Genomic DNA, 13,682 nt, shown 5'->3' with positions numbered 1-13,682 from the left:
ATGATCGACGTTTATAGCTGGGCAACCCCGAACGGCCACAAGATTCACATCATGCTCGAAGAGACGGGCCTCGCGTACAACGTTCACGGCGTGAATATCGGCACGGGCGACCAGTTCAAACCCGAGTTTCTCGCCATCAGCCCGAACAACAAGATCCCGGCAATCGTCGATTCCGAGGGCCCCAAGGGCGCCGACGGCCAGCCGTTCGCCTTGTTCGAATCGGGCGCGATCCTGATTTACCTCGCCGAGAAAACCGGCAAGTTTCTGCCGACCGATCCGGCCGCGCGTTATTCCACGCTGCAGTGGCTGATGTTTCAGATGGGCGGTCTGGGTCCGATGCTCGGTCAAACGCACCACTTCCGCAACTACGCGCCGGAGCAGATTGAATACGCGGTCAACCGTTACACGAACGAAACGAAGCGCCTTTATGGCGTAATGGACACGCAGCTCGGCAAGACGAAGTATCTCGCGGGCAACGACTATACGATCGCGGATATCGCCGCGTTCCCGTGGACTCGCTCGTGGCAAAACCAGGGATTGGAACTCGATGCGTTTCCGAATGTGAAGCGCTGGCATGAAGAGATCGCCGCACGTCCAGCGGTCGTGCGCGGGGTCGAAGTGCTGGCGTCCGCGCGTCAACCGCTCATGGACGACAAGGCGAAGGAAATACTGTTCGGTGCGACGCAATACGCGAAACATTGAATGCGCAGCCACGTCTGAATCTGCGTTTGCCTCTGTGAAAAAGCGCGAACGGCATTCATGCCGGCTCGCGCTTTTTCTAACTCGCATGTGCCGCCGAAACGCTAAAAATAATGCAGCGTAATGAACTCCGCAACACACACCGGCCGCTCACTGCCCTGCCGCTCCAGCTTCACGTTCCACACCACTTGCACGCCGTCGTTATCGACTTCCGAAACGGACTCGATCGCGAATTTAGCGCGCAACTGTGAGCCGACAGGCACCGGCGACGTAAACCTCACGCGATTCAATCCGTAATTAACGCCCATGCGCTGCTCGAGCGCCACCGTCTTACCGAGCAGCGCCGGAATCAACGAAAGCGTCAGGAAACCGTGCGCCACGGGACCGCCGAACGGAGACTCGCGCCGCGCCCGCTCCGGGTCGACGTGAATCCACTGATGGTCACCGGTCGCTTCGGCGAAACGATCGACGCTCGCCTGATCCACCGTCAGCCACTCGCTCACGAGCGGCTCGCCGCCCACCAACGCGCGCAATGCCGCCGCGCTGCCGAAGGTTGCGGCGGGCGCCGCGCTGCCCGTCATGACGCGGCGCCTGGATTACGCAGGCCGAATAGTCCCTTCGAGCGCACCGTGATCACCGTTTCGCCATGCTGATTGATGCCTTCCCACTGCGTCGACACGATGCCGCGATCCGGCTTGCTCGCCGAGATGCGCTTGTCGAGCACGGCGTTCATCATGGTGATCGTGTCACCGACACGCACCGGCTTCAACCAGCGGATATCGTCGATACCGGGCGAGCCCATCGACGTGGAACCCGCGAACGCGTTGCGCACCAGCATGCCCATCATGACCGAGCAGGTATGCCAGCCACTCGCCACCAAGCCGCGAAATGGCGACTCGGCGGCTGCGGCTTCATCCAGATGAAAGGGTTGCGGATCGAACTTCTGTGCAAACTCGACAATCTCTTCGCGAGTGAACGTGTGCTTGCCGATTTCGATGCTCGTGCCGACTATGAAGTCTTCGTAACTCAAGCCCATCCTCGCACCTCCATGTATCCGATTCGAATGTCCGATCAGGCTTCGGCAGTCACGAAGCCAGGTAGCGCGGCGAACCGCGCGAGATGGTGATCGACATCGCCCAGTGTGGTTTCGATGATAGCAAGCCGCTTGAACAGATGCGCCGCAGCCACTTCATTCGTGACGCCCATGCCGCCATGCAACTGAACCGCCTGCTGGCCGACGAAACGCGCGGCTTGACCGACCCTCGCCTTCGCGGCGGAAACCGCGCGGCGACGTTCGTCCGCATCCGTGCTCGTGTAGCGCATCGCGGCCAGATACGTGACCGAGCGCGCCTGCTCGGCGTGAATCAACATCTCGACCATGCGATGCTGCAAAGCCTGAAACCGCGCGATCGGCTGGCCGAACTGCTGACGTGTCTTGGTGTAGTCGACGGTGGCGAGGTTCAAGGCGTCCAGCGCGCCGATCGCCTCGGCGCACAACAGCACCGTGCCGTAGTCCGCGATATGTTCGAGCGCAGCGGCGCCGGCGTGCTTGCCGGCAAGCCGGCGCGCGGGCGTGTTGTTGAACTCGAGTGTGGCGGCACGTTGGCCGTCGATCGTGCGATAGTCCGTGATCCTGACGCCGGCCGCATTCCGCGCCACGACGAAGAGCGCGATCTCGCCATTCAGCCGGGCCGGGACGATCCAGTGATCCGCCTGGCCGCCGTGTTGCACCACAGACTTCGTGCCGCTCAATGTCTGCTGCTCGCCCTGCCCGCTTGCGCCTGTCTCGACCGCGAACAGATCGTAGCGCGCATGCGGTTCGTGAAATGCCACGGCCAGCTTGATCTCGCCTTGAGCAGCACGCTCGAGCAGCGACGCGTCTTCGCCCTGGTCACTACCTGCAAGGCGCAACGCCTCGATACCGACCGCAGTCGCCCAATAAGGCTCGACGACCAGCGCACGGCCGAGTTCCTGCATCACGACCAGCATGTCGATCGGGCCGCCGTTAAAGCCGCCTTGCGCTTCCGGCACCGGCAGCGCTGTCAGACCCAGTTCGGCAAACGCGGCCCAATGCGCGTCCGACACGCCGGTTTCCGATCGCACGATCGCCTGGCGCGCTTCGAACCCGTAGTTCTTGTCCAGATAGCGGCGCAGCGCGTCGGCGAATTGCTGCTGTTCGTCGTTGAAAGTAAAGTCCATGCGCCGCTCCTCAGAGTCCGAGAATCATCTGCGCGATGATGTTCTTTTGAATTTCGTTCGAGCCGCCGTAAATCGACGTCTTGCGGAAGTTGAAGTAGTACGCGGCGAGAGGCGCGGCATCGTCGTCGCCGGCCAGGCTGTGTTCGCGTTCGCCTTCGAGGAACGGAACGTCGAATGGTGCGGCGAGCGGCCCGACTGCTTCGAACATCAGTTCGGTCAGTGCTTGCTGCACTTCCGTGCCCTTGATCTTCAGCATCGACGCTTCCGGTCCCGGTCCGCGTCCGCCCGTTTCATTAGCAACGACGCGTTGCACGGTGACTTCGAGCGCCATCAACTCGATCTCGAGGCTCGCAACTTTCGCGGCGAACACCGGGTCTTGCAGAAGCGGCTTGCCGTTCTTTCTCTGATTCAACGCAAGGCGTTTCAGAAAAACGAGTTCGCGCTTCGATTGGCCGACCCGCGCAATGCCGGTGCGCTCGTGGCCGAGCAGATATTTCGCGTAAGTCCAGCCGCGATTCTCTTCACCAACCAGATTCTCGACCGGCACCTTCACGTCTTCGAAAAACACCTCGTTGACTTCGTGGTCCTCGTCGAGCGTAATGATCGGCCGCACGGTGATGCCCGGCGTTTTCATGTCGATCAGCAGGAACGAGATGCCCTCCTGCTTTTTGGCGCCGCTGTCCGTGCGCACCAGGCAGAACATCATGTCGGCGTACTGGCCGAGCGTGGTCCACGTTTTCTGACCGTTAACCACGTAATGGTCGCCGACGCGCTCGGCGCGTGTGCGCAGCGAGGCCAGATCCGAACCCGAGCCCGGCTCGGAATAACCCTGACACCACCAGTCCGTACCGTCGAGAATGCGCGGCAAATAGTGACGCTTCTGCGCCTCGTTGCCGTATTTCATCAGCACCGGCGCCACCATGGAGACGCCGAAAGGTAGCACGGACGGCGCGCCGATGCGCGCGCACTCTTCGTCCCAGATGTGCCGCTGGGTCGCGTCCCAGCCCGGGCCGCCATACTCTTTTGGCCACGCGATTGCCGACCAGCCGCGCGTGCCGAGCAGCTTATGCCAGCCTGCGAAGTCTTCGCGGGCAAGACGCTTGTGATTGAGTACCTTGTCGCTCAGCTCACGAGGCAGATTCGCTTCGAGCCAGGCGCGGATGTCTGCGCGGAACGCGTTATCAGCAGCGGAATAGTCCAGATCCATGCGTCGTGCCTCCTGGCCGCCACCATCCGCCGCCAGTGAGCCACTGCGCTATTGCAGCGGTTCCTTCAAGGCAGCCGGGACCGGCAGCGGCATCACTTCAATGCCTTCTTCGACCAAGGCTTTCGCGTCTTCCGGTGTCGTGACACCGCGAATATTGCGTGCGGGCGCTTCATTGTAGTGAATGCGCCGTGCTTCCTCGGCGAAGCGGTCGCCCACGTTCTCGGTCTTTTCCAGTACCTCGCGCAACGCGCGCATCACACGCGCCTGCATTTCCCCCGCGCCCGCCGGCGCTTTCGTTTCGGTCGCACCCGACAGGTTCAGGCGCGGGGCCGACGGCAAACGGCTCACCTCGTTCGCACCGCAGATCGGACATTCGACGAGCTTGCGGGACTGCTGCGATTCGAAGTCATCAGTCGAAGCGAACCAGCCTTCGAACCGATGGCCATGCGGACACTGTAAATCGAGGACCTTCATGTGGAATCAGGGCTTGCGTGCCAGTTTAGCGCAAAACGTAAATTTGTGAACGGTCGTTCGTAAATTTTTACGGACAAGGGTACCGGCGCCGGAAGTTGCGGACAATCCGAACGCGGTGGGCGATTTTAACGCTTTGCGCAAAGGCCTGCCGAAGGTGCTCCGGAAGGCAATAGGCTTGCCGATCATCTACGCTTGCGATGCTTCGCACGCTGCCTGCCGTAGCGCTTTTACGCGACGAGACATTCCAGTTGACGGCCAAGCCGCGGCTCGAGCTCGCGTGCCTCTTTCGCGAGGTTGATCTGCTTGACCGCTCTCGCAATGTCGAACACGTCTGGCTTGATTTCATAGCCACCGCGCGCAGCGAGCCAGTCAAGGATGTCCGACAGATGCCATACCGACGCACTGCCCTCGTGGACCGGCGGCGGAAAGTCGATTGCGTGGCTCAGCATCAGTTTGCGCATGTTTTGCCGCGACACGCCGGCGACTTCCGCGACGTCAGTCAGGCCGACGAAATCGGGGCCGGCCTCAATAAGACGCGCGGACGGCACCACCCGCTTGATGTCCTGGAGAGCGCTGACCACCGCCTCGAATGCGGACTCGCCTTCGCGAGTGAAAAACAGCGCAATGCGGCCCGGTTGCCCGATACCCACGGTGGCGTCGTCGCACCCGGCTTCGCCCAGACGCTCGACGATCGCGTCAAGATCGCAGTCTTCAACCGCGAGCCGGTACTTTAGCGTGAATACATATTCCATAAGTTACTCCTGCCTTCATTCAGTCCCAAAGCTTTCGCCCAAAGAACGGATTTACTACCGGCGCGCCGTGCAGTTGTCGACGATGCGCCTCAGATGTCTGGCGTGGTTGCCGGGATTCTTCGGCGTGCTCCAGACGCTCGATATGCAGAACTCGCCACACCGACACTCCGCGTCTTTATCAGGACAGTACATTCGTCCCCAAGCGTGGCCTTTGCCACCGCCCTGAACACGCCAGCCGTTTTTCTCGGCGTACACCAACGCGGCCTCAACCTCTTTCTTGGAATGGGTTCCTCGAACCATCTGATGTCCTCCAATTTAGCGGGTGTGGATCAGGTTGTCAAGTGACAACCTGATCCACACCCAAAATCAAATGCGCCCACCACCACTTCGTCATCCGAAATAAAACGAACGGTGGAAGTCGATCTCGAAGGTCGATACTAGAGGGACAAAGGCCGCGGGACGAGACTGTCGAATGGCATAAGGCAAACGACACACTTTTAAGACGCCGGCCAACATGCCGGCAATTGCGCAATTTCGCACGCGTCGCAATGAGAAAAGCCCCTGCCGGTCTTAGACCAACAAGGGCTTTCTCAGACTTCCGAAGCGGCTAGCAGCGCGCGCGTATTCTTTGCTGCAGTGTTTGTTATTCAGGCTCCGCCAACGGCCACGCACCCGACAACACTTTCTCCAGCCAGAACGTGCCGATCACGGTCTTGACATCAGTCACCTTGCCGGTGCGCACCCACTCGGACATCTCCGGCACAGTCGCCGTGAACAGTTCGAGAAACTCGCCTTCGTCGAGCTTGCGCTCGCCGGCGGTCAAACCGCGCGCAAGATAGATATCGATGAATTCGGTCGAATAGGAAATGATCGGGTGAATGCGCGTCAGATACACATACTCGCGCGCGCTATAACCCGTCTCTTCCCGCAGTTCACGTATCGCGCAGGCCAGTGCGCCTTCGTTCGGATCGAGCTTGCCGGCCGGATACTCGACCATGACCTTGCCCATCGGATAGCGATACTGGCTTTCGAGCAGCACGCGGCCGTCGTCGAACAATGGAATCACCATGACGGCGCCGGAATGCTGAACATATTCGCGCGTGGCGTGCTTACCATCCGGCAGGCGAACGGTATCGCATTTGAGCGTCAGAAACGGTCCCTGATGGATCGTTTTGCTCTCAATGCAGGTCTCTTTGAGCGCGGCGTCGTGATCGGGAAGTTCAGCCATATGCGGACCTTAGGACAGGGTGCGCCGACGGCGAGACGCCGTCAGCGGCGTTTGACGAGATACTGGAAGGTAAAGCCAGGGAACGCGAACACCACGAAGAGTGCGAACGTGATTGCGTAGAATTGCCAACCCTGTTCAAAGCGGTTACCCGCGCGCGCTTCCAGCAGAAAACCAAGCGCGCCGACCACGAAGTACAGCACGATCAATTCGGCAATCCGGATCCAGGCGCTTTTCTTCGCCGCTTTCAACGGCACGGCGGCGAAGAGGCGCTGATTCAGGAACGGCAGGTTGGCGCCGACAAGCGCCAACAGCACGATAAACCAACCCGCTGCCGACATCAGAGCAGCAGCGTGTGCTGGATAGCCTGCAGGCAGGCCTTCAACAACGGATCCGGCACGATACCGAGCACCAATACGGCCACACCGTTGAACGCGAGCAAGGCACGCGTGCTGGTGTCAGCGAGAATGGGCGACTTGTCTTGCGGATCGTCGAAATACATCAGCTTGACGATACGCAGGTAGTAGAACGCGCCGAACAGCGACGTGATCACGGCCAGCACCGTCAGCCAGGTCAAGCCGGCGTTCATGGTGGCCTGCAGCACCGCGAGCTTCGCGTAGAAGCCGACCGCGGGCGGAATGCCGGCGAGCGAGAACATCATGATCATCATCACGAACGCGAACACCGGGCTGCGTTGATTCAAACCCTTAAAGTCCTCGAGCGTGTCCGCTTCGAAATCGCGGCGCGCCAGCAGCATGATGACGCCGAACGTGCCCATCGTCGTGATCAGGTAGACGATGCTGTAGTACATCGCCGAGCCGTATGCATTGGCGGCGCCCGTGGTCTTGCTGTCGACCACACCGGCCAGCAGACCCAGCAGCACGAAGCCCATATTCGAGATCGCCGAATACGCGAGCATGCGCTTGACGTTGCGTTGCACGATACCGGTAATGTTGCCGACGATCAGCGACAGCGCCGCGAGAATCACCAGCATTTGCTGCCATTCCACCGCTAGCGGCAACAGGCCCATCACCAGGAAACGCAGACCCCAGGCGAACGCGGCAACCTTAGGGCCACCGCCGACCATCAGCGTCATCGCCGTCGGCGCGCCCTGGTACACGTCCGGCACCCACATGTGGAACGGCACCGCGCCCATCTTGAACGCGACGCCCGCCACTATGAAGATCACGCCGAACAGCAGCACGCTCGGGTCGTAGTGGCTCGTGCCGATCGCCTTGAACACCTCGTTCAGGTCGAGCGAACCGGTCGCGCCGTACAGCATGGAGATGCCGTACAGCAGGAAACCGGAAGCCAGCGCGCCCAGCACGTAATACTTCATGGCCGCTTCGTTCGACGGCGCCGCGTCACGACGCAGGGCGATCGCACCATACAGCGACAGCGACATCAGTTCCAGGCCGAGATACAGCGTCAGGAAGTTATTGCCGGAGATCATGACGAGTTGGCCGAGCAGCGAGAACATACCCAACAGGAAGAACTCGCCGCGGAACAGGCCGCGATCTTCGAGGTAACGGCGCGAATACACGATCGACACCGCGTAGCCGAGCGTCACCACGGCTTTCATCACGTTGGCGAACGAATCCACCACGTACATATGGCCGAAGTAGTAGCGCACTTGCGGGTCGAACGCGTTCATCGCGAACCAGACGCCGGCGACCAGCGTCGAGAAGAACGCGATGAAGTACGTGGTACGGCGACCGGCCTGGCCGACGAACGTGTCGTTGAGCCACGCGACGACAACGGCGAGCATCACCAGCGCGTCGGGCAACAGAGCAGTCATAGGGGCGTTTTGCATGGTCTCTAAATTCCTCGCTCGGCGTTACTGAGGCAACGGCAGCTTTGACTGCGCAACGTGGGCGAGGAGGTTTTCCACGGATACGTGCATCACATCGGTAAAGGGCTTCGGATACAGGCCCATGAACAGCGTCAGTGCGGCAAGCACTGCCAGCATGAAAAATTCGCGACGGTTGATGTCGAGCAGACTCTTCACGTGATCGTTGGCGATCGCGCCGAAGTACACGCGCTTGTACATCCACAGCGTGTAGGCCGCGCCCAGAATCAGCGTGACGGCCGCACCGCCCGCGATCCAGAAGTTGTACTGGACAGCCGCCAGAATCACCATGAATTCGCCGACGAAACCGGAGGTGCCCGGCAGGCCGCAATTCGCCATGGAGAACAGCATCACGAACGTCGCGAACTTCGGCATCACGTTGACGACACCGCCGTAATCGGCGATCTGACGCGAATGCATACGGTCGTACAGCACGCCGATGCTCAGGAACATCGCGCCCGACACGAAGCCGTGCGAGATCATCTGCACGATCGCGCCTTCCACGCCGAGCTGGTTGAAGATGAAGAAGCCGAGCGTGACGAAACCCATGTGCGCGATCGACGAATACGCGACCAGCTTCTTCATGTCGGCCTGCACCATTGCCACGAGGCCGATGTAGATCACCGCGATCAGCGACAACGTGATGACGACCGGCGCCAGAAAGTGGCTCGCGTCCGGCGTGATCGGCAGGGAAAAGCGCACGAAACCGTATGCGCCCAGCTTCAGCATGATCGCGGCCAGCACCACCGAGCCGCCGGTCGGCGCTTCCACGTGAGCGTCAGGCAACCACGTGTGCACCGGCCACATCGGCACCTTCACGGCGAAGGCCATGAAGAACGCTATGAATATCAGCACCTGTGGCGTCATGGCGATCTGCGCATGCTGCCACGTGGCGAGGTCGAACGTGCCGGTCTCGATGTACAGGTACAGCAACGCGACCAGCATCAACAGCGAGCCCATCAGCGTGTACAGGAAGAACTTGAACGCCGCGTACACGCGGTTCGCCCCACCCCACACGCCGATGATGATGTACATCGGAATCAGCGTCGCTTCGAAGAACACGTAGAACAGCATGCCGTCGGCCGCGCTGAACACGCCGACCATGATGCCCGACAGGATCAGGAACGCGGCGAGGTACTGGCCGACGTTCTTCGTGATCACTTCCCACGCGGCGATCACGACGATCACCGTAATCAATGCGGTCAACACGACGAACCACATCGAGATGCCGTCGACACCCAGGTGGTACGTGATGTTGAAGCGCTCGATCCAGTTCGCCTTTTCGACGAACTGCAGATCGGCGGTGCTCGAATCAAAACCGGTAATCAGCGGAATCGTCACGAGGAAGCTGACGACCGAACCGATCAGCGCAATCCAGCGCGCGGGAGCCGGGTTCTGGTCGGAACCGATGGCCAGGACCAGGAGGCCGACGAGGATCGGCAACCAGATCGCAATACTGAGAATCGGATAAGCGTGCATTAGTGTCCCTCGCCTTATTTGCCGCCGAGCGTTACAAACAGGGTCAGGAGCCCCAGCATGCCGATAATCATGGCGAACGCGTAGTGATAGATGTAGCCGGATTGGAGGAAGCGGATCACGCCGGCGAACCAGCCGATAAAGCGTGCGCTGCCGTTGACGATGCCGTCGATCACCACGACGTCGCCTTCCTTCCAGAGACCACGGCCAATTGCCACGGCGCCCCGCGCGAACACGACTTCGTTGATCTTGTCCATGTAGTACTTGTTATCGAGCAACGTGTAGATCGGGCCGAACGCGCGCTTGATGACAGCCGGCAGGTCCGGACGAACCAGGTACAGGAACCACGCGACCACCACACCCGCGAGCGCCAGCCAGACCGGCAGACCCGCAACCGAGTGCAGGCCCATCGATGCCCAGCCCTGGAACTCCTCGGCCATCTCATGCAACGCCGGATGGTTTTCGCCGATGAAGATCACCTTGTCGAACGCCACGCCGTGCTGGAAGAAGTCGCCGAACAGCATCGGGCCGATGCCGATCGCGCCGATCACCACCGACGGAATCGCCAGCAGCACCAGCGGCAGCCACACCACCCACGGCGTTTCGTGCGGCTCGTGAGCGTGGTCGTCGTGACCATGGCCGTGCGCGTCGTGACCATGGCCGTCATGCGCATGCGCCGCGGCTTCGATGCCCATCGGCGATTCCGGATGCTTCGGACCGCGGAAGCGCTCCTCGCCGTGGAACACCAGGAAGTACATACGGAACGAATACAGCGCGGTCACGAAGACGCTCGCCACCACCGCGAAGTACGCAAAGCCCGCACCCGGCAGATGCGACAGCTTCACCGCGTCGATGATCGAGTCTTTCGAGTAAAAGCCTGAGAAGAACGGCGTGCCGATCAGCGCTAGCGAACCGACCAGCGACGTGATCCACGTGATCGGCATGTACTTGCGCAGGCCGCCCATGTTGCGGATGTCCTGATCGTGATGCATGCCGATGATCACCGAACCCGCGCCGAGGAACAGCAGCGCCTTGAAGAACGCGTGCGTCATCAGGTGGAACACGGCGACCGAGTATGCCGACGCGCCGAGCGCGACCGTCATGTAACCCAGTTGCGACAGCGTGGAATACGCCACCACGCGCTTGATGTCGTTCTGGATGATCCCAAGGAAGCCCATGAACAGCGCGGTAATCGCGCCGATGACCATCACGAACGAGAGCGCCGTATCCGACAGTTCGAACAGCGGCGACATGCGCGTGACCATGAAGATACCGGCCGTCACCATGGTTGCCGCGTGAATCAGTGCCGAAATCGGCGTCGGGCCTTCCATCGAATCGGGCAGCCAGACATGCAGCGGGAACTGCGCCGACTTACCCATCGCGCCGATGAAGAGGCAAATACACGCCACCGTCAGCAGACCCCAGTCCGTACCCGGAAAGGTCAGTGCCGCGAGTTCGGTGCGCTTCGCGAACACGTCGCCGTAGTTCATCGAACCGGCGAACGCGAACAGCAGGCCGATACCCAGCAAAAAGCCGAAGTCGCCAATGCGGTTCACGATGAACGCTTTCATGTTCGCGTAGATCGCCGTGGGACGCGTGAAGTAGAAGCCGATCAGCAGATACGACACCAGACCCACCGCTTCCCAGCCGAAGAACAGCTGCAGGAAGTTGTTGCTCATCACGAGCATCAACATCGAGAACGTGAACAGCGAGATGTACGAGAAGAAGCGCTGGTAGCCGTCCTCGCCGGCCATGTAGCCGATCGTGTAGATGTGCACCATGAGCGACACGAAGGTCACCACGCACATCATCATGGCCGTCAGCGAGTCGACCAGAAAGCCGATCTCGAACTTCGTTTTGCCGATCGACATCCATTCGTAGATGGTCGCGTTGAAGCTCGCGCCGTCCAGTACCTGGAAGAATACGATCGCCGACAGGATGAACGAGATCGCGACGCCGAGGATCGTGACCGAATGCGCACCGGCTCGCCCTACCGCTTTTCCGGCCAGACCGGCAACCAGGCAGCCGGCCAGCGGTGCCAGCGGGATCGCCAGCAGCAGGTTTTCATTGAGTATCGTGGACATAACCGCTTTTCCTGAAATTAACCTTTGAGCTGATCGAGATCCTCGACATTGATCGTGTCGAGACTACGGAACAGGGTCACCAGAATCGCGAGGCCGATTGCCGCTTCCGCCGCTGCAACCGTCAGCACGAAGAAGACGAAGATCTGACCATGCACGTCGCCGAGGTAATGCGAGAACGCGACGAAGTTGGTGTTCACCGCGAGCAGCATCAATTCGATCGCCATCAAAATGATGATGACGTTGCGACGGTTCAGGAAAATGCCGACGACGCTGATCGCAAACAGGATCGCGCCGAGGACAAGGTAATGGGCAAGGGTCAACATGATTTCTATCTCCTGTCCGCTCAGCTGTTCTTGGCTGGTGCCGAGTCGGCCGCTGCTGCTGCCGCTGCCGCTGCCGCGGCTTCTTCCGCCGCGACGGTTGCCGCGGTCTTTTCCGATTTCATCTTCACGACGCGCACGCGGTCTTGAGCGCGTACCTTGACCTGTTCGCTGACGTTCTGACGTTTGCTGTCTTTCTTGTGGCTCGTGGTCAGTGCGATCGCCGCGATGATCGCCACCAGCAGCACCAGACCGGCCACTTCGAACGCGAAGATGTAGTCGGTGTAGATGACCTTGCCGATCAGGCGCGTGTTCGACCAGTCGCCCATGCCGTTCGCGGCGGCCGTGGTGTCACGCAGCGCCGTGGCGGTCGCGCCGTAACCGTGCCAGAGAATCAACGCGGTTTCGATCACGATGATCGCGCCCACCAGCGTGGCCATTGGCACGAAGCGTTTGAAGTCTTTGCGCAGCACGTCGATGTTGATGTCCAGCATCATCACGACGAACAGGAACAGCACCATCACCGCGCCGACGTAGACCAGCACCAGCAGGATCGCAAGGAACTCGGCCTGCAGCAGCATCCAGATCGCGGCTGCGTTGAAGAACGCCAGCACCAGAAACAGTGCGGACGACACCGGGTTGCGCGAGGTGATCACCTTCAGCCCTGAAACCACCAGGAGCAGCGCGAAGATGTAGAACAGTACGGTCGTGAATTCCATGATTACCGGTTCATCGTTAGGCCATCGTCAGGCATTGTTCTTTGGCACTTGTGGTTGGCATACCGCTGGCATACCGCCAGAACAGCCGCACAGGTGCGCCGTGCCGCGGCGTTCGGGCCGCGGCGCCCGGCCCGACAACAGGCCGTGATTGCTGCATTTACTGCTTTAACTGGATAAAGCGCTTCAACGATACGGTGCGTCGGCTGCCTTGTTCGCCGCGATCTCCGCTTCATAGCGATCGCCCACGGCCAGCAGCATGTCTTTCGTGAAGTACAGGTCGCCACGCTTCTCGCCGTGATACTCGAGAATGTGCGTCTCGACGATCGAATCGACCGGGCAGCTTTCTTCGCAGAAACCGCAGAAAATGCACTTGGTCAGGTCGATGTCGTAACGCGTGGTGCGACGGGTGTTGTCCGCGCGCGTTTCCGACTCGATCGTAATGGCGAGCGCCGGGCACACCGCTTCGCACAGCTTGCAGGCGATGCAGCGCTCTTCGCCGTTTTCATAACGGCGCAGCGCGTGCAGGCCGCGGAAACGCGGCGAAATCGGAGTCTTCTCTTCCGGGAACTGCACGGTCACCTTGCGTTGGAACGTATAACGTCCGGTCAGCGCGAGGCCTTTGAGCAGTTCCGTGAGGAAGAAGGTCTTGAAAAAGTTTTGGATTGCGGTCATGGGTTC

The 13,682-nt window shown here is 60.5% G+C and carries 16 protein-coding genes; 1 reads left to right on the top strand and 15 read right to left on the bottom strand.

The window, feature by feature from the left end:
* Positions 1 to 702, top strand: a complete 702-nt coding sequence (locus B0G73_RS10535; protein ID WP_106280396.1) for a glutathione binding-like protein — start codon at positions 1 to 3, stop codon at positions 700 to 702.
* Between the two features lie 101 nt (positions 703 to 803).
* Here the strand turns inward: B0G73_RS10535 and B0G73_RS10530 are convergent, their stop codons facing one another.
* The 15 genes from B0G73_RS10530 to nuoI form a co-directional block, all read right to left on the bottom strand.
* Positions 804 to 1,280, bottom strand: a complete 477-nt coding sequence (locus B0G73_RS10530; RefSeq protein ID WP_106280394.1) for a MaoC family dehydratase — start codon at positions 1,278 to 1,280, stop codon at positions 804 to 806.
* Positions 1,277 to 1,735 carry a MaoC family dehydratase gene (locus tag B0G73_RS10525; protein WP_106280392.1) on the bottom strand — a complete coding sequence of 153 codons (459 nt, stop codon included), beginning with the start codon at positions 1,733 to 1,735 and terminating at the stop codon, positions 1,277 to 1,279. The genes B0G73_RS10530 and B0G73_RS10525 overlap by 4 nt, the downstream gene beginning before the upstream one ends.
* Positions 1,736 to 1,770: 35 nt before the next feature.
* Complete coding sequence (locus B0G73_RS10520; RefSeq protein ID WP_106280390.1) at positions 1,771 to 2,898, bottom strand: acyl-CoA dehydrogenase family protein; 1,128 nt, start codon at positions 2,896 to 2,898, stop codon at positions 1,771 to 1,773.
* A gap of 10 nt (positions 2,899 to 2,908) precedes the next feature.
* Entirely contained in the window at positions 2,909 to 4,105 is a 1,197-nt protein-coding gene (locus B0G73_RS10515) for an acyl-CoA dehydrogenase family protein (protein WP_106280388.1), read from the bottom strand.
* Positions 4,106 to 4,153: 48 nt separating this feature from the next.
* Positions 4,154 to 4,579 carry a DUF1178 family protein gene (locus B0G73_RS10510; protein ID WP_106280386.1) on the bottom strand — a complete coding sequence of 142 codons (426 nt, stop codon included), beginning with the start codon at positions 4,577 to 4,579 and terminating at the stop codon, positions 4,154 to 4,156.
* A 227-nt stretch (positions 4,580 to 4,806) separates the two neighbouring features.
* Positions 4,807 to 5,331 carry an AlpA family transcriptional regulator gene (locus tag B0G73_RS10505; protein ID WP_106280384.1) on the bottom strand — a complete coding sequence of 175 codons (525 nt, stop codon included), beginning with the start codon at positions 5,329 to 5,331 and terminating at the stop codon, positions 4,807 to 4,809.
* Positions 5,332 to 5,385: 54 nt separating this feature from the next.
* Positions 5,386 to 5,631 (bottom strand): hypothetical protein, encoded by a 246-nt coding sequence (locus B0G73_RS41170; RefSeq protein ID WP_106280382.1) that lies wholly within the window; start codon positions 5,629 to 5,631, stop codon positions 5,386 to 5,388.
* Positions 5,632 to 5,974: 343 nt separating this feature from the next.
* Positions 5,975 to 6,559, bottom strand: coding sequence for an NUDIX domain-containing protein (locus tag B0G73_RS10495; protein WP_106280380.1), 585 nt, complete (start codon positions 6,557 to 6,559; stop codon positions 5,975 to 5,977).
* Positions 6,560 to 6,600: 41 nt separating this feature from the next.
* Entirely contained in the window at positions 6,601 to 6,897 is a 297-nt protein-coding gene (locus B0G73_RS10490) for a DUF2818 family protein (RefSeq protein ID WP_007175603.1), read from the bottom strand.
* Entirely contained in the window at positions 6,897 to 8,369 is a 1,473-nt protein-coding gene (gene nuoN / locus B0G73_RS10485) for an NADH-quinone oxidoreductase subunit NuoN (protein ID WP_106280378.1), read from the bottom strand. Before nuoN ends, B0G73_RS10490 begins: the two co-directional genes overlap by 1 nt.
* Before the next feature lie 24 nt (positions 8,370 to 8,393).
* Entirely contained in the window at positions 8,394 to 9,884 is a 1,491-nt protein-coding gene (locus B0G73_RS10480) for an NADH-quinone oxidoreductase subunit M (RefSeq protein WP_106280376.1), read from the bottom strand.
* Between the two features lie 14 nt (positions 9,885 to 9,898).
* On the bottom strand, positions 9,899 to 11,965 hold the full coding sequence (gene nuoL, locus B0G73_RS10475) for an NADH-quinone oxidoreductase subunit L (protein ID WP_106280374.1): 2,067 nt from the start codon (positions 11,963 to 11,965) through the stop codon (positions 9,899 to 9,901).
* Between the two features lie 17 nt (positions 11,966 to 11,982).
* Positions 11,983 to 12,288 (bottom strand): NADH-quinone oxidoreductase subunit NuoK, encoded by a 306-nt coding sequence (nuoK, locus tag B0G73_RS10470; RefSeq protein ID WP_013339863.1) that lies wholly within the window; start codon positions 12,286 to 12,288, stop codon positions 11,983 to 11,985.
* Positions 12,289 to 12,308: 20 nt separating this feature from the next.
* Positions 12,309 to 13,004, bottom strand: a complete 696-nt coding sequence (locus B0G73_RS10465) for an NADH-quinone oxidoreductase subunit J (RefSeq protein ID WP_106280372.1) — start codon at positions 13,002 to 13,004, stop codon at positions 12,309 to 12,311.
* Positions 13,005 to 13,187: 183 nt separating this feature from the next.
* On the bottom strand, positions 13,188 to 13,676 hold the full coding sequence (nuoI, locus tag B0G73_RS10460; RefSeq protein ID WP_012432383.1) for an NADH-quinone oxidoreductase subunit NuoI: 489 nt from the start codon (positions 13,674 to 13,676) through the stop codon (positions 13,188 to 13,190).
* Between the last annotated feature and the right edge of the window lie 6 nt (positions 13,677 to 13,682).

It is taken from the genome of Paraburkholderia sp. BL25I1N1 (assembly GCF_003002025.1).
In the GTDB taxonomy this organism is placed as follows: Bacteria; Pseudomonadota; Gammaproteobacteria; order Burkholderiales; family Burkholderiaceae; genus Paraburkholderia.
This window is presented reverse-complemented; position numbering and strand designations above follow the sequence as displayed.